At 73.1% G+C, this 14950-nt stretch carries 14 protein-coding genes and 1 other RNA gene; 11 read left to right on the top strand and 4 right to left on the bottom strand.

The window, feature by feature from the left end; all coding sequences use genetic code 11:
* Positions 1–139: 139 nt before the first annotated feature.
* The 3 genes from ABZV93_RS12710 (at position 140) to ABZV93_RS12700 (ending at position 2925) form a co-directional block, all read left to right on the top strand.
* Positions 140–1579, top strand: a complete 1440-nt coding sequence (locus ABZV93_RS12710) for an RNB domain-containing ribonuclease (protein WP_354934074.1) — start codon at positions 140–142, stop codon at positions 1577–1579.
* Between the two features lie 52 nt (positions 1580–1631).
* An RNA gene (rnpB, locus tag ABZV93_RS12705) (RNase P RNA component class A) lies at positions 1632–2031 on the top strand.
* A gap of 144 nt (positions 2032–2175) precedes the next feature.
* A complete protein-coding gene (locus ABZV93_RS12700; protein WP_354934072.1) occupies positions 2176–2925 on the top strand; it encodes a M15 family metallopeptidase in 750 nt (249 codons plus the stop codon).
* Between the two features lie 75 nt (positions 2926–3000).
* Here the strand turns inward: ABZV93_RS12700 and ABZV93_RS12695 are convergent, their stop codons facing one another.
* The gene (locus ABZV93_RS12695) at positions 3001–3147 is read right to left on the bottom strand and encodes a hypothetical protein (RefSeq protein ID WP_354934070.1); all 147 of its coding nucleotides are present in this window, start codon (positions 3145–3147) and stop codon (positions 3001–3003) included.
* Positions 3148–3241: 94 nt separating this feature from the next.
* On the opposite strand from ABZV93_RS12695, the gene ABZV93_RS12690 reads away from it, so the two are divergent.
* The gene (locus tag ABZV93_RS12690) at positions 3242–3940 is read left to right on the top strand and encodes a response regulator transcription factor (protein WP_354934068.1); all 699 of its coding nucleotides are present in this window, start codon (positions 3242–3244) and stop codon (positions 3938–3940) included.
* The gene (locus ABZV93_RS12685; protein ID WP_354934065.1) at positions 3927–5105 is read left to right on the top strand and encodes a HAMP domain-containing sensor histidine kinase; all 1179 of its coding nucleotides are present in this window, start codon (positions 3927–3929) and stop codon (positions 5103–5105) included. Before ABZV93_RS12690 ends, ABZV93_RS12685 begins: the two co-directional genes overlap by 14 nt.
* Positions 5106–5189: 84 nt before the next feature.
* On the opposite strand, the gene ABZV93_RS12680 is transcribed toward ABZV93_RS12685, so the two are convergent.
* Positions 5190–6968 (bottom strand): ABC transporter ATP-binding protein, encoded by a 1779-nt coding sequence (locus ABZV93_RS12680; RefSeq protein ID WP_354934062.1) that lies wholly within the window; start codon positions 6966–6968, stop codon positions 5190–5192.
* Complete coding sequence (locus ABZV93_RS12675) at positions 6961–8880, bottom strand: ABC transporter ATP-binding protein (RefSeq protein WP_354934059.1); 1920 nt, start codon at positions 8878–8880, stop codon at positions 6961–6963. Before ABZV93_RS12675 ends, ABZV93_RS12680 begins: the two co-directional genes overlap by 8 nt.
* Before the next feature lie 354 nt (positions 8881–9234).
* Here ABZV93_RS12675 and ABZV93_RS12670 point away from each other — a divergent pair, with 354 nt between their 5' ends.
* Positions 9235–10440 (top strand): CoA transferase, encoded by a 1206-nt coding sequence (locus tag ABZV93_RS12670; RefSeq protein WP_354934057.1) that lies wholly within the window; start codon positions 9235–9237, stop codon positions 10438–10440.
* Positions 10441–10451: 11 nt separating this feature from the next.
* Here the strand turns inward: ABZV93_RS12670 and ABZV93_RS12665 are convergent, their stop codons facing one another.
* Positions 10452–11042: a uridine kinase gene (locus ABZV93_RS12665; RefSeq protein ID WP_354934054.1), complete on the bottom strand. Its 591-nt coding sequence runs from the start codon at positions 11040–11042 to the stop codon at positions 10452–10454.
* Positions 11043–11154: 112 nt separating this feature from the next.
* Between ABZV93_RS12665 and ABZV93_RS12660 the strand changes: the two genes are divergently transcribed.
* The 5 genes from ABZV93_RS12660 to ABZV93_RS12640 all read left to right on the top strand — a co-directional run bounded on the left by ABZV93_RS12660 (position 11155) and on the right by ABZV93_RS12640 (position 14906).
* Positions 11155–12090, top strand: coding sequence for a PHB depolymerase family esterase (locus tag ABZV93_RS12660; protein WP_354934051.1), 936 nt, complete (start codon positions 11155–11157; stop codon positions 12088–12090).
* 323 nt (positions 12091–12413) lie between these two features.
* The gene (infC, locus tag ABZV93_RS12655; RefSeq protein WP_354934819.1) at positions 12414–13061 is read left to right on the top strand and encodes a translation initiation factor IF-3; all 648 of its coding nucleotides are present in this window, start codon (positions 12414–12416) and stop codon (positions 13059–13061) included.
* 199 nt (positions 13062–13260) lie between these two features.
* Entirely contained in the window at positions 13261–13455 is a 195-nt protein-coding gene (gene rpmI, locus ABZV93_RS12650; protein ID WP_354934048.1) for a 50S ribosomal protein L35, read from the top strand.
* Between the two features lie 135 nt (positions 13456–13590).
* The gene (gene rplT, locus ABZV93_RS12645) at positions 13591–13968 is read left to right on the top strand and encodes a 50S ribosomal protein L20 (RefSeq protein WP_354934045.1); all 378 of its coding nucleotides are present in this window, start codon (positions 13591–13593) and stop codon (positions 13966–13968) included.
* 68 nt (positions 13969–14036) lie between these two features.
* Complete coding sequence (locus ABZV93_RS12640) at positions 14037–14906, top strand: RNA methyltransferase (protein ID WP_354934042.1); 870 nt, start codon at positions 14037–14039, stop codon at positions 14904–14906.
* Positions 14907–14950: the final 44 nt, after the last annotated feature.

Below are 14950 nucleotides of genomic sequence, written 5' to 3'. Positions count from 1 at the left end.
CTCTCGCCGCCGGTCCCGGCGGCTGTCTACGACGACGATCCACGGCGGCTGTCCGAGGCGGCGACTCCCGTCGTCGCCTCGGCAGGTGTGCACACCGAAGCCTGTTGCGGCCGGGGGCCGGATCGCCGAAGCTTTGCGCGTGCCCCGACGCCAGCTTCGCCTCGCCGCGGCGGACGGAGCCGACGTACGAGCCGGGTTTGTACGGATCCGTACCGAACTCGACCTGCCCGACGGCTTTTCCGAGGTCGTCGGCGCCGCCGCCCGGGAGGCCGCGGCGGCCACCCGCCCGGCCGGAGCCGGACGCGTCGACCGCACCGACCTGCCGTTCGTGACGATCGACCCGGCCGACTCCCGCGACCTCGACCAGGCCGTCCACCTGGAACGCCGGAACGAAGGCGGCTACCGCGTCCACTACGCGATCGCCGACGTGGCGGCGTTCGTCGCACCCGGCGGTCCTGTGGACCTGGAGGCTCACCGGCGGGGCGTCACGCTCTACGCACCGGACCGGCGGATTCCCCTGCACCCGGAGGTGCTCTGCGAGGACGCCGCGAGCCTGCTGCCCGGGGTCGACCGACCGGCCCTGGTGTGGACGATGGACCTCGACGCCGACGGGGAGGGCGTCGGAGTCGAGGTGCGGCGGGCCGTGATCCGCAGCCGCGCGAAGCTCTCCTACACCGGTGTGCAACGCGCACTTGACGACGGCCGGGCCGACGAGCAGGCGCTGCTGTTGCGCGAGGTCGGCCGGCTGCGGGAGGAACGCGAGCACGACCGCGGCGGCGTCGACCTGCCCAGCCCCGAGCGCGAGGTGGTGCAGGACGGGTCGGGCTGGACGCTCGTCCTGCGCGCGCCGCTGCCGGTGGAGCGCTGGAACGCCCAGATGTCGCTGATGTGCGGGATGGCCGCCGCCCAGCTGATGCTGTCCGGCGGGGTCGGCGTCCTGCGGACGCTTCCGCCGGCCGACCCGCGCGACCTGGCCCGGCTGCGGCGCTCGGCGCGGGCGCTCGCCGTTCCCTGGCCGGAGGAGACGTCGTACGCCGACTTCATCCGTGCGCTCGACCCCTACCAGCCCTCGCACGCGGCACTGCTGGCCTCCTCCACGGTGACCCTGCGCGGTGCCGGCTACACCTCCTTCGAGGGCGGTGCCCCCGACCAGCCGCTGCACGCCGCGCTGGCCTCCGCGTACGCCCACGTCACCGCCCCGCTGCGCCGGCTGGTCGACCGGTACGCCGCGGAAGTGTGCGTCTGCCTGTGCGCCGAGCGGGACGTGCCCGAATGGGTCCGGGCCGGCCTGACCGTGGTGCCGAAGGAGATGGCCGAGGCCGACCGCCGCGCCCACCAGTACGAACGCGCACTCGTCGACCTGGTGGAGGCTGCCCTGCTGCAGAACCACGTCGGCGGCCACTTCACCGGCGTGATCACCGAGGTGGACGAACGCGCGGCCAAGGGCACGGTCCAGTTGCGCGACCCCGCGGTGGAGGCGAGGGTGACGGGGGAGCGGCTCCCGCTGGGCGAGGTGGTCAGGCTCCGGCTGGCGGAGGCCGACGTCACCCGCCGGCGGGTGCACTTCGAACTGGCCTGACGCCGCCTGGGCTGACGACTTCGGACCTGACGCCGCTAGGCTTGGCGGCGGACGAGCCGGCCGGGCGGCCGCGTCGAGCGTCTCGCGACGTTCGTCGAGGAAAGTCCGGACTCCGTAGAGCAGGGTGGTGGGTAATACCCACCCGGGGCGACCCGCGGGACAGTGCCACAGAAAACAGACCGCCAGCGGCCCCGGCTCCACGAGCCGGGGTGCGGGTAAGGGTGAAACGGTGGTGTAAGAGACCACCAGCACCTGGGGTGACCCAGGTGGCTCGGTAAACCCCACCCGGAGCAAGGCCAAGAAGGGACCGCACCTTCGGGTGCGGTTCCGCGCAGGCGTTCGAGGGCTGCTCGCCCGATGCCTGCGGGTAGGCCGCTAGAGGTCGTCGGCAACGGCGACCCGAGAGGGATGGCCGCCGATCACAGAATCCGGCTTACAGGCCGGCTCGTCCACCTCGATTCCAGTCACGGGCCGGCCGGGCCGCGCATGTCAACGCCGGCTTGCGCCCGTCCCTCGGTGCCGAGAACCGCCTTGTATCGCGGGCGTATCGAGATTCGCGTACGCCACCGCAACAGCCTCCCGGCTTCGGTGGAGGCATGAACCACCGCACATCACGGCCGGCGCCGGCCCACCCCGCGGGCAGGGTCGTGCTCGTCGGCCTGGCGATCCTGGGAGTGACGGTCGCCGCGTTCCTCATGCGGCGATCGCTGGAAACCGCGTCCCATCCGTCCAACATGTCGAACACAGCGACCACGACGAGTACGACAGCCGGATCGAACGGGCCGAACGGGCCGAACGGGCCGAGCGGGCCGAGCGGGCCGAGCGGGTCGAGCCCGACGGCCGAGGTGCGCCGGCTGCCGACCGGCCCCCGGGCACACACCGCGTTGGGATCAGACGACGGTGTCGTTCCCGACGGAACGACCGTCTCGGTGTTCGACCAGGCAGTACCGGCCGTGGGCAGGCTCGATCCGGATTTGCTCGCGGCCCTGCGGGGGGCGGCGCGGGCAGCGGAAGCCGCCGGCGTCCGGATGCACGTCGACAGTGGCTGGCGCTCGCCCGAGTACCAGCAGCGGTTGCTGGACGACGCCGTCGCGGAGTACGGCTCGCTGGAGAAGGCCGCCCGGTGGGTGGCCACTCCGCAGACGTCGGCCCATGTCCTGGGCGAGGCGGTCGACCTCGGCCCGTACGCCGCCACCGCCTGGCTGTCCCGGCACGGCGCCGCCTACGGGCTGTGCCAGATCTACGCCAACGAGTCCTGGCACTACGAACTACGTCCCGATGCCGTCGGTGACGGTTGCCCGGCGATGTACGCGGACCCGACCGAGGACCCGCGGATGCGCCGGTGAGGCGGACACTCCCGGGAACACTCTCGAGGGCTCCCAAGCCCCCGAACCCGCGCCCCGAGCCGGCCCGCCGGCCGGTCACTTCAGGTGCCGGTCGAAGAACCGGTTCCCGTCGTCGACCTCGAACCACGGGGTGCCGGTGTGCCCGCCCAGGTTGGCGTGCAGCGTCTTCTCCGCAGAGCCGAAGGCGTCGAACAGGTCCAGCGCCTGCTGCCGGTTGTTCACCGCGGAGATCGTTGCGGCCCGCCGCCGGAGTCCTCGCTGCCCCGGGTCCGGTTCGGATATGCCCGCGATATGTGGTGCGGCCTAGGCTTCGGACATGCGCGTTCTGGTCGTGGAGGACGAGCCCTACCTGGCCGAGGCCGTCCGTGACGGTCTGCGGCTGGAGGCGATCGCCGCCGACATCGCCGGTGACGGCGACGCCGCCCTGGAGCTTCTCGGCACCAACTCCTACGACCTCGCGGTCCTCGATCGCGACATTCCCGGACCATCCGGGGACGAGATCGCCCGGCGGATCGTCGCCTCCGGCAGCGGCATGCCGATCCTCATGCTCACCGCGGCCGACCGGATCGACGACAAGGCCTCGGGGTTCGAGCTCGGCGCCGACGACTACCTCACCAAGCCGTTCGAGCTCCGGGAGCTCGTCATGAGGCTGCGGGCGCTGGACCGCAGGCGTGGGCACTCCCGGCCCCCGGTACGCGAGATCGCGGGCCTTCGGCTGGACCCGTTCCGCCGGGAGGTCTTCCGCGACGGACGCTACGTCGCGCTCACCCGGAAGCAGTTCGCCGTACTGGAGGTCCTCGTCGGCGCCGAGGGCGGTGTCGTCAGCGCCGAGGAGCTGCTGGAGCGCGCCTGGGACGAGAACGCCGACCCGTTCACCAACGCGGTCCGGATCACCGTCTCCGCCCTGCGCAAACGGCTCGGCGAACCCTGGCTCATCGCGACCGTGCCCGGTGTCGGCTACCGCATCGACGAAGGCCCCGGCGGCGGACGTGAGGAATCGGATGACCAGGGGTAGGCCGCCCGGCCTGAGTGTCCGGCTCAAGCTCGCTCTGAGCTACGCCGGGTTCCTGATGGTCGCCGGTGGCCTGCTGCTCGCCGTGGTGTGGGTCTTCCTGCTGCGCTACGTCCCGGACGGGCAGTTCTGGATACCGGGCCCGCACGTCCCCAACCGCTCCGATCTCCAGCGCGCGTTCGCCCCGCGGGCACTGCAGGCGCTGGCGTTCCTGCTGGTGTTCGGTCTGGTGGGCGGGTGGATTCTCGCCGGCCGGATGCTCGCGCCGCTGACCCGCATCACGAACGCCACCCGCAGGGCCGCCACCGGGTCGCTCTCCCACCGGATCCAGATGGAGGGTCGAAGAGATGAGTTCCGCGAACTCGCCGACGCCTTCGACACCATGCTCGCGCAGCTCGAGGCGCACGTGGAGGAGCAGAAGAGGTTCGCGGCCAACGCCTCCCACGAGCTGCGCACCCCGCTGGCGATCACCCAGACCCTCCTCGAGGTGGCCCGAAACGACCCGAACCGCGACACCGGCGAACTCGTCCGCATCCTGCATGCCGTCAACACCAGGGCGATCGACCTCACCGAGGCACTGCTCCTGCTCAGCCGGGCGGACCAGCGGGCCTTCACCCGGGAACGCGTCGACCTGTCCCTGCTGGCCGAGGAGGCCGCCGAGACGCTCCTCCCGCTCGCGGAGAAGCACGGCGTGACGCTGGAGACGTCCGGAGACGTCACGCCCACCACCGGCTCACCGGCGCTCCTGCTGCAGATGATCACGAACCTCGTGCACAACGCGATCGTGCACAACCTCCCCGCCGACGGCACCGTGACGGTCCGCACCGAGTCGCAGGCCGACGCGAGTGTGCTGTGGGTCGAGAACACCGGTCGCCGGCTCCGCCCGGAACTCGTGCCGACCCTCACCGAACCCTTCCAGCGCGGGACCAGGCGCGTCCGCACCGACGACGAGCACGCCGGCGTGGGGCTAGGGCTGGCGATCGTGAACAGCATCGTCCGGGCACACGACGGGACTCTCACTCTCACCGCCCGGCCCACCGGCGGTCTCGTGGTCAGGACCCGTTTCCCCCGGCCGACAACCTCCGTTCAGCAGGTCACCCGGTCCGCGGCGTCCTCCACCGTCCGGGCGGAGCTCCCCCCACCCAGGCCGCGCCGACGGCACCGGTGAGCCGCCTACGACCTGGCCCGGGAGATCCGCGCCGGCCTGGACCTGACGAACACCCGGTGACCTCGCGGCCTGCATGGAGCGGGGTCAGGCGTGCGAGCGCGCCTGCATGGCGTACAACTCGGCATACAGCCCGGCCCGCTCCATCAGGTCCGCGTGCGTGCCCGCCTCGGCGATCCGGCCCCGGTCGACCACGAGGATGAGGTCGGCCGACCGGACCGTCGAGAACCGGTGGGACACCAGCACGGTCACCGCCCCGGCCGCCCGGCCCGCTCGGGCGGCCGCGGCGTAGCGCTCGAACAGCGCGTGCTCGGTCGGGGCGTCCAGGCTCGCGGTCGGCTCGTCGAAGCAGACCAGCAACGGGGCCGGCCGCATCAGCGCCCGGCCGAGCGCGAGTTGTTGCCACTGGCCGGTGGACAGGTCCACACCACCCGGCCAGGTCGAGCCGAGCTGGGTGGCCGGCCCCTGCGGCAGCGCGCTGAACAGGTCGGTGGTGGTCGCCCGGGCGAGCGCGGCCCGCACGGCCGGGAGGTCGTCGCGGTGGGGCAGGTCGCCCAGCCCCACCGCGTACGACGCGGCGAACTCCGGCCGGGCGAAGTCCTGGAACGCGCCGGACACCCGTCGCCGCCAGTCCTGCGGTGACACCTCGGCGAGCTCCGTGCCGGCCACCAGCACCCGGCCCCGGGTGGGTTCGTACAGCCTGGTCAGCAGCTTCACCACCGTCGACTTGCCCGCGCCGTTCTCGCCGACGACCGCGACGACCGTTCCGGGCGGGATCCGCACCGAGACGTCGCGCAGCACCCACGTCTCGGTGCCGGGGTAGCGGAAGGACACCTCCGACAGCTCGATGCCCGAACCCAGGCTGTCCGGCGCCGGCCGATCGCCCAGGCCGGCGGTGGCGGCGGCCGCGTGGGCACGCAGCCAGCGCAGCCTGCCGGCGGCCCGCAGCACCCGTCCCATGCCGGCCAGCCCGTACGCCGGTCCCAGGACCTGGTTCTGCACCTGCTGGCAGACGACCACCGCGGTGACCACCTCGCCGGCGTTCGCCTGCCCGCGCGCGGCCCGCCACAGCACGAACCCCACGGCGAGCGCGAAGCCGACCGCGAAGACGAGGGACCGTACGGCGGAGATGCCGAACGCCACCGCCTGCGCCCGGTGCAGCGGCCCGCGGGCAGCGGTCCACGCACGGTCCAGGCGCTCCAGCACCTCCGGTCCCAGCCCGAGGACCCGGAGTTCGGGCGCGGCCCGGGGATCGAGAGCCAGGCCGCGCAGGTGCCGGGCCAGCCGGGCCGGCGCGGCGGAGGCCTCCTCGGCACGCGCGTGACCGCGCTGCTGCAGCGCCGCGAGCGGAAGCGCCGGCAGCGCGAACAGCACCAGCAGCAGGACCAGTGGGTGCACCAGCACCAGGACGACCGCGGTGCCGAGCGCGCCGACGACCGCGTTGGCGGTGGAGACCACGTGGTTGAGCGACTGACCGAGCGCGCCCTGGCTCTGGCGCAGCAACTCCAGCCGGTCGCGGTAGCCGGTGTGCTCCTGGTGGGCGAGGCCCGGCAGCCCCCCGGCCAGCCGGGCGATCTCCTCGTCGAACGCGAACCCCACCCGCTCGGCCAGCCCGGTGCGGATCGCTGTGCCGGCGTACGCCGCGACGTAGCGCAGGGCGATCGTGGCCAGCAGTCCCGCGGCGGCGGTCCTCAGCCGGGCGTCGTCGTGGGTCAGCAGGCCGTCCACCAGCAGGCCGAGGAACCAGCCGAACAGTGGGAACATCAGGCTGCCCAGGGGCTCCAGCAGGCTGCCGAGGGAACGCCACGGGTCGGTGCGCACAGCCGTGCGCACCAGCAGGACGAGGTCGGCCCAGTGCTCACGCATCGACTGCTCCCGTCGCCTCGGCAACCCCGGTCGCCCCATCCGGGTGGTCCGCGAACCGCTCGGCCTGCAGCCGGAACATCCGGGCGTACTGGCCTCCGGCAGCCAGCAACGTGTCGTGGTCGCCGTCCTCGGCCACCCTGCCGTCGGACAGGACGACGATCCGGTCCGCGTGCCGGACGCCGGCCAGCCGGTGCGTGACGAGAATCGTCGTGACGTCGCGGGTGAGGGACAGGAAGCGGTCGAAGAGTTCGGTCTCCGCGCGGACGTCCAGGTTGGCAGTCGGCTCGTCCAGGATCAGCAGCCCCGCCCCACCGCGCACCGCCACGAGCGCGCGGGCCAGCGCGACCTTCTGCCACTGACCGCCGGACAGGTCGACACCGCCGTCGTAGCCGCGCGCCAGGACGGTGTCCCATCCCGCCGGGAGGTCGGTGAGGAGGTTCGCCCCGCCCGCGTCGCGGAGCGCCTCCCCGAGAGCCCGTTCGTCGCCCAGCAGCGGGAGGCTGCCCAGGCCCACGTTGTCGCGCAGCGACAGCTCGTACCGCAGGAAGTCCTGGAAGATCACCGCCACCCGGCCCGCCGGGCCGTGGGCCGTGCCGCCGGGTCGGTACGCCCGCGGGTCCACGCCGTCCAGCAGGACGCTGCCGCCGCCGGGCGGAAACAGCCCGCAGACCAGCTTCGTCAACGTCGTCTTGCCCGCGCCGTTGGCGCCCACGACGGCCACCGACTGGCCGGGCGGAATTCGCAGGTCGAGGCCCCGCATCACCGGCGCGGTACGGCCGGGATAGCGGAAGGACACGTCGGTCAGGCGTACCTCCACCGGCGCCGGTACGCGCGGAACCGCTGTGGCGGGCGGCGGCTCGGGTCGCGGGTCGGTACGCGGCGCGTCGAGCGGAGGGCCCAGACGTTCGGACAGGTCCAGCGCCTGCCGGGCCAGTGCCGTCGCCCGGGCGACCCGCCACTGCGGCGGGCCGAGGAAGCCGAGCTCCCCGACTCCGATGACCGACAATCCGTAGACGGTGACCGCCCCGGCGCCGAGGCCGCCCCGGCCGGTCCGCTGCACCAGCGCCGCGAGCACCACGCCGTGGCAGGCCAGCAGTGCGGCGGTGCCGAGGACGAGCGACCACGCGTTGGTACGCCGAGCCCGCCACACCACCTCCATCGCCGCCCGCCAGGTGCGGGTGTATTCCTCGCCGAGCCAGCCGGCCAGGCCGAAGACGCGAACCTCCGCGGCCGCCGGCGGGTCGACCAGCAGCCCGCGCAGATAGTCCGCCCGCCGCAGCGCCCCGCCGCTGTCCTCGCGTACGGCGGTGAATCCCCGGCGCATCCAGCGGTGGGACGCCAGGTTGGTGACCGACCAGCCGGCCACCAGCACCACCGGCGCCCACCAGGCGAAGGTGGCGAGGATCCCGGCCGCGCACAGCCCCGCCGTGCGCATGGTGAGCAGCATCCGTACCGACCAGGCGGTCTGCAGGTGCAGGTCGGAACGCTCGAACTCCTCGACCGCGGCGAGGTCGGCGGTGACGGTGGGGTCGGCCAGCCGGGTCAGGTCTGCGGTGCCCAGGGCGGCCCCGCCGACCGTGGCGGCGAGGGCGTGGGTGAGCCGGGTGTTCATCAGCTCGCACAGCAGCCGGGAGCCGGCCAGGCCCACTCCGCCGGCGAGGAAGCCGAGCGACACCAGGCCGAGCCAGGTCAGCGCCTCCCGGCCCGCCGGGGACGCCGGACCGTGGCCCACCGCGCCGGGAACGGACCCGACGAACGCCCCGCTCGCCACCGCCGTCGCGTTCGGCAGCACACCGAGCACGACGGTCAGGAACGCCAGCCAGAGGGTGAGCCGACGGTCGGCCCGCCACAACAGGATCGCCAGTGCGCCCGCGTTTCGCAGCCGGTTTCGAACGCGCCCGAACGCGCGCACACGAAACCGTTCGGGCACTGGCCGGGGACGTCGCGAAGGTGGTCGCGCCAAGGCCGGAACTCTCCGTTTCGCTCGCCCCGGTTCGCGGGCAGATGCCCTGCGGACAGCGCGGAACCCGAACCAGGGTTGAAGAATCGGGTGCCGGAGACGCCGGACACGGAATGGCCGGATGGTGCCAATTCCTTCGTGCGAGGTGCACCCGATGATGTGCTGCGGACGTGAAGCCCGCCCGCGGCGGCATGCCGCCCAGTCACGACGGAGACAGGAGCCGCCGATGTCCCGCAGGTGCAGCATGGCAGACGAACCCGGGCACGAACACCCCTTCGCGGCGGTCCCTTCCCGCGGGCCGGCGTCGTGACCGGCGGAAACGCGGGGCGCGGACCGCTCGACGGAGTGCTGGTGGTCGACCTGTCCCGAGCGCTGGCCGGGCCGCACGCGGCGATGATGCTGGGCGACCTCGGCGCGCGGGTGGTCAAGGTCGAGCACCCCGACGGCGGTGACGACTCACGCGGGTGGGGGCCGCCGTTCGTGGGCCCGCCCGACGCGACCGAGGCGACGTACTTCCTGTCCTGCAACCGCAACAAGGAATCCGTCGTCCTCGACCTGAAGTCCGAGGAGGGCCGGCGCGACCTCGGCCGGTTGCTCGCCCGCGCCGATGTCCTGGTGGAGAACTTCCGGCCGGGCGTACTCGACCGGCTCGGCTTCTCCGTCGAGTCGCTCACCTCCGCCAATCCGCGGCTGGTGGTGCTGTCCATCACCGGGTTCGGCCACGACGGGCCGGAGGGTCAGCGCGCGGGCTATGACCAGATCGCCCAGGGCGAGGCCGGGCTGATGTCGGTGACCGGGCCCGGGCCGGGTGAGCCCGTGCGGGTCGGCGTACCGATCGCGGACCTGCTGGCCGGGATGTACGGCGCGTACGGCGTCGTCGCCGCCCTGCACGAACGCCACACCACCGGCCGCGGCCGGGTGGTGCGCACCTCGCTGCTGGCCGCCGTGGTCGGCGTGCACGCCTACCAGGGAACGCGGTACACCGTCGCCGGCGAGGTACCGCAGGCGCAGGGCAACCACCATCCCTCGATCTGCCCGTACGGCCTGTTCCACTGCTCCGACGGACTGGTGCAGATCTCGGTCGGCAGCGAACAGTTGTGGCGGCGGTTCGCGCCGGCGTTCGGGCTGCCCGTGGACGAGCCCGGCTTCGCCACCAACGCCGACCGCGTCGGCGCGATGGACCGGGTGGTCGCCGCGGTGGAGGCGGCGTTCGCGTCCTGGCCGGTGAGCCGGCTGCTGCCGCGGTTGGCCGAGGTCGGCGTACCGGCCGGCGAGGTGAAGACCATCGACCAGGTGTACGAGTGGGAGCAGACCCGGTCCCAGGGACTGGTGATCGAGGTCGACCACGCCACGCTGGGCCGGATCAACCTGCCCGGCCCGCCGATCCGGCTGGACGACGAACGTCAGGCGGGCGGGCGGCAGACGCACCTGGCCCCGCCGACGCTCGGGCAGCACACCGCCGAGGTGCTCGCCTGGCTGGACGAACTCGACCGCGACCCTGGTCAGCCGTAGGCGCCGGACACTCAGCCGTAGGCGCCGGACACGCCGTCGACGCGAAGGTCGGCACGGCGCCGGGTGTCCTCCGCGGCGAAGTGGTCCCGCTCGGCCTTCGCCCACGCGTCCCAGTACGGCTCGAACGCCCCGCCGTCGCGGGCGGCCGCCCGGGCGCGGCGCACATCCTCGGGCGCCTCCACCCACAGCTTCGAGGTGGCCAGGCCCTCCACCACCCGGCTCGCCGACCCGACGCCCTCGACCACCAGCGCGGGACGTACCGGCACCTCGTGCCATTCGGCGTACTCACCGCGCGGCCAGTCGAAGCGGCGGTAGCGTCCGGGCCGTCCCGCACCCAGTGGTTCCAGCAGCCAGGTACGCAACCGGCCGGCCACCGTGGGCAGGCCGTCCCAGCCCTCGTACAGGTCGTCCATGTGCACGGTCGGCACGTCGCCCAGGGCCTTCGCCAGCCTGGCGGCCAGCGTGGTCTTGCCCGAACACGCCGGGCCGTCGACGCACACCAGACGGACCGGTCCCAGCCGCGGCGGCGCGGCGAGCACCCGTGCGGCGAAGGTGTCCGGCCGCGCCAGTGCGGGCCGCAGCGGGGGAGAGGAGGACGGCACGCGAGCAGCGTAGGGCTTTCGGGTGCGCCCGTTGCCGTACGCCCACGTCCTACGGCAACGCGCCCGCGTCTGTACGGCCGCGTCGTACGGCCGAAGCCGTTAAGGTCGCGCCATGCCGAGTCGCCGACGCGTTCGCCTGGCCGCACTCGTGTCCTGCGTCCTCGCGCTGGCGACCGCTCTCGGAGGCTGTGCGAGCCTCGGTGGACACGGCCGCGACCGGACCGCCGAGGCCAGGGTGGGCACGCCCACCCCCGGCGCGACTCCTGCGTCGCCGGCCACCTCCGGGCCGCCCGGTACCCGGCACCCGGGCGCGCTGCCCCGTCAGGTCCGCCTCGCCGACGGCCGCACGTACGTCCTGCCCACACCGGCACCGGCTCCCTGGGGCGCGCGCCGCCCGCTGCTGCTCGTCCTCCACTCCTTCGGCGGCACCTGGCAACGGATGGAGCACATCGGGCAGTTCCAGACGCGGGCCGCCCGACGCGGCTACGTGGTGGCGTACGGCGTCGGCGCCAGGCGTTCCTGGGACGCCGACGGCTGCTGCGGCTGGAGCAACGCCCACCACGCGAAGGACGTGGAGTACCTCACCGACGTGGTGGCCGACGTCCGCCACCGGGTGCCGGGGATCGATCCCCGGCGCATCTACCTCATGGGCTTCTCCAACGGCGCGATGATGACGCTGCACACGCTGTGCGAACGCCCGCACCTGTTCGCCGCGGGTGTCGGCGTGGCCGGTGCGCTGGTCGGCCGGTGCCGCGGCGGCGCACCCATCCGTTACCTGGAGATCCACGGGACCTCCGACGAGGTGGTCCCGTACGACGGCGGCCGGATCGACTGGCTGCACGCGACGTTTCCGCCCGTTTCGGACCTTCCTCGCACGATCGCGGCCCGCGCTCCCGGCTCGGTGGTGGAGATCCGTTCCCACCCCTGCGCCCACGTGTGGCCGGTGGGCGGGCGGTGCCGGCTGGACGCGGCCACGATCGGGTGGGAGTTCCTCCGGCGGTACGCCCTGCCCTCGCCGGCTCACCACCCGGCCCGGACCGGGCGGTAGGCGGCTCGTCCCCGCGCCTGGTAGGGTTGCCGGTGGCCGATCCGGTAGGTGGGTCTCCCATCAGGCCGGGTCACAAGCGGAGGTCCATCTCCCACCCGCATCGATCGTCAGGTCGTCGGGTTCCGGCCGGCCGCCGAAGGCACCGATCTCCGGATCTTCCTCGGCGTCCAGCGCGACACACCCGGCGGGTGAGGTCGCGCACCGGATCGATGGCTTCCGCGAGTGGTAGGCGCGGGAGCCTTTTTCGCGTCCGCGGCCACCGTGGATGCCCCGCATCCGGCGGTGCCTGACGAAGAAGTCGCACCACACCACAGGAGGGTCCCATCGCCACAGAGCTTCGCATCAACGAGCGGATCCGGGTTCCCGAGGTCCGGCTCGTAGGGCCGAACGGCGAGCAGGTCGGCATCGTGCGCATCGAGGATGCGCTGCGGCTGGCTCAGGAAGCCGACCTCGATCTCGTCGAGGTCGCACCGACAGCCCGGCCGCCGGTCTGCAAGCTGATGGATTTTGGGAAGTTCAAGTACGAGACCGCGCAGAAGGCCCGGGAGTCGCGACGCAACCAGGCCCAGACGGTCATCAAGGAAATGAAGCTCCGGCCGAAGATCGACCCGCACGACTACGACACCAAGAAGGGTCACGTCGTCCGGTTCCTCCGGCAAGGAGACAAGGTCAAGATCACCATCATGTTCCGTGGCCGGGAGCAGTCGCGTCCCGAGCTCGGGTTCCGGCTGCTGCAGCGGTTGGCGGAGGACATCGCGGACCTCGGGTTCGTGGAGTCCCAGCCCCGCCAGGACGGCCGCAACATGATCATGGTGGTGACTCCCCACAAGCGAAAGTCCGAGGCTCGCGCCGACGTCGAGGCCGACAAGGCCAAACGCGCCGCCGAGCGGGAGGCCGATCGGGAAGCCGAGCGGGCCGAACGCACCCAGCACGCCGCTGCCGCCAGCCAGGCTCCCGGCAGCGAGGGCTGACCCGGGCGCATCGGACAGTTCGGGCGCGCCGGGCGGGCAACCGTCCGGGGCGGTCGGTCTGCCGTGAGTGACGCGCGGCACCGCATGACAGACTGCGGAGCCGCGCGTGTGAACCGGTGCTGACCCGTCGCGGGGCAGCACCAGGACAGCTGTCAGGTGTGCACGAGGCGCCCCTGCACCGTCGAACCAAGGGACGACTATGCCGAAGATGAAGACCCACAGCGGGGCCAAGAAGCGCTTCCGCGTCACCGGGTCCGGGAAGCTCATCCACAAGAAGGCCAACCGGGGTCACATCATGGAGAAGAAGAACTCCAAGCGTGCCCGTCGTCTGGCCGCTCCGAGCGAGGTCGCCCCGGCCGACGCCAAGAAGGTCAAGCGGCTGCTCGGGCTCTGAGCCGACCGTTCCGAGTCAGGCTCACCCGGTCCCACCGCACCACCACGGTCCGTACGCGGACCCGTCCCAGGTCCCGATGAAGTTTTCCCCCGCCCGGTCGTCCGGAGCGGGGCAGTCTGAGCAAGGAGTTCGCCAGTGGCACGCGTGAAGCGGGCGGTCAACGCCCACAAGAAGCGTCGCGAGGTCCTCGAGAAGGCCAAGGGGTACCGCGGCCAGCGATCGCGCCTCTACCGCAAGGCGAAGGAGCAGGTCACCCACTCGCTGGTCTACTCCTACCGCGACCGCCGCGCCCGCAAGGGTGACTTCCGCCGGCTGTGGATCACCCGGATCAACGCCGCGGCCCGCCAGAACGGCATCACCTACAACCGCCTGATCCAGGGCCTGAAGGCCGCCGGCGTCGAGGTCGACCGCAAGGTCCTCGCCGACCTGGCCGTCACCGACGCCCCCGCGTTCACGGCGCTGGTCGAGGTGGCCCGGAAGGCGCTGCCGGCCGAGACCGAGGCCGCGGCCTGACGACGGCGAGGCGGCCGTCCACCGACCGCCGGGCCGATCCCGTCAGCACAGCCCACCCCACACCGAACGTGTCGCTCTCCACCCGCCTGACAGGCCCCGAGCTCACCGACACCCGCTCCAGCCGGGTGACGGCGGCTCGGCGCCTGGTCAAGCGTGCCTTCCGGGCCCGCGGCCGCCAGTTCCTGGCGGAGGGACCGCAGGCGGTGACGGAGGCGCTGGCGCTGCCCGGTGTGGTCCAGGAGCTGTTCGCCACCTCACCGGCGGCCGAGCGCAACCCCGACGTGGTGGCCGCGGCCGTGGCCGGCGAGGTGCCGGTCCGGCTGGTCTCCGGTGAGGTGTTCGACTCGCTCGCGCAGACGGTCACCCCGCAGGGTGTGCTGGCGGTCTGCCGGTTCGTCGACGTGCCGTACGCCGAGGTGCTGGCCGCCCGGCCGAAGCTGGTCGCGATGCTGGCGCAGGTCCGCGACCCCGGCAACGCGGGCACGGTCCTGCGCTGCGCGGACGCCGCCGGTGCCGACGCGGTGGTCCTGTCCGACGCTTCGGTCGACGTCTACAACCCCAAGTGCGTACGCGCCTCGGCGGGCAGCCTGTTCCACCTGCCGGTCGCCGTGGGCGTGCCCGCTCCGAGCGGCGTGGACGGGCTGCGCGAGGCCGGCGTCACGGTGCTCGCGGCCGACGGCGCCGGCGAGCTCGACCTCACCGAGGCCGGTGAGCGCGGACTGCTGTCCGGGCCGACTGCCTGGATCTTCGGCAACGAGGCGTGGGGTCTGCCCCCGGCGACCCGGGCGCTGGCCGACGCGGTGGTCCGGGTGCCGGTCTACGGCCGGGCCGAGAGCCTCAACCTCGCCACCGCCGCCGCCGTCTGCCTGTACGCCTCCGCCCAGGCACAGCGGGCACCGGGCGGCTGCCGTTCCGGCGAAGACGAGAGCGGTACATAAACTTTCCGGGCGTACGGCCTGGTTGCCGGTCGTACCCCACCTCG

The sequence above is a fragment of the Actinopolymorpha sp. NPDC004070 genome, from assembly GCF_040610475.1.
Lineage (GTDB): Bacteria > Actinomycetota > Actinomycetes > Propionibacteriales > Actinopolymorphaceae > Actinopolymorpha.
The sequence above is the reverse complement of the archived record's forward strand: the minus strand, read 5'-3'. Positions and strand labels throughout refer to the sequence as shown.

Coding starts and splice junctions, on each gene's coding strand:
- ABZV93_RS12700 (WP_354934072.1), top strand. CDS start 2,176: ATGAACCACCGCACATCACGGCCGGCGCCGGCCCACCCCGCGGGCAGG.
- ABZV93_RS12690 (WP_354934068.1), top strand. CDS start 3,242: ATGCGCGTTCTGGTCGTGGAGGACGAGCCCTACCTGGCCGAGGCCGTC.
- ABZV93_RS12685 (WP_354934065.1), top strand. CDS start 3,927: ATGACCAGGGGTAGGCCGCCCGGCCTGAGTGTCCGGCTCAAGCTCGCT.
- ABZV93_RS12680 (WP_354934062.1), bottom strand. CDS start 6,968: ATGCGTGAGCACTGGGCCGACCTCGTCCTGCTGGTGCGCACGGCTGTG.
- ABZV93_RS12660 (WP_354934051.1), top strand. CDS start 11,155: ATGCCGAGTCGCCGACGCGTTCGCCTGGCCGCACTCGTGTCCTGCGTC.
- rpmI (WP_354934048.1), top strand. CDS start 13,261: ATGCCGAAGATGAAGACCCACAGCGGGGCCAAGAAGCGCTTCCGCGTC.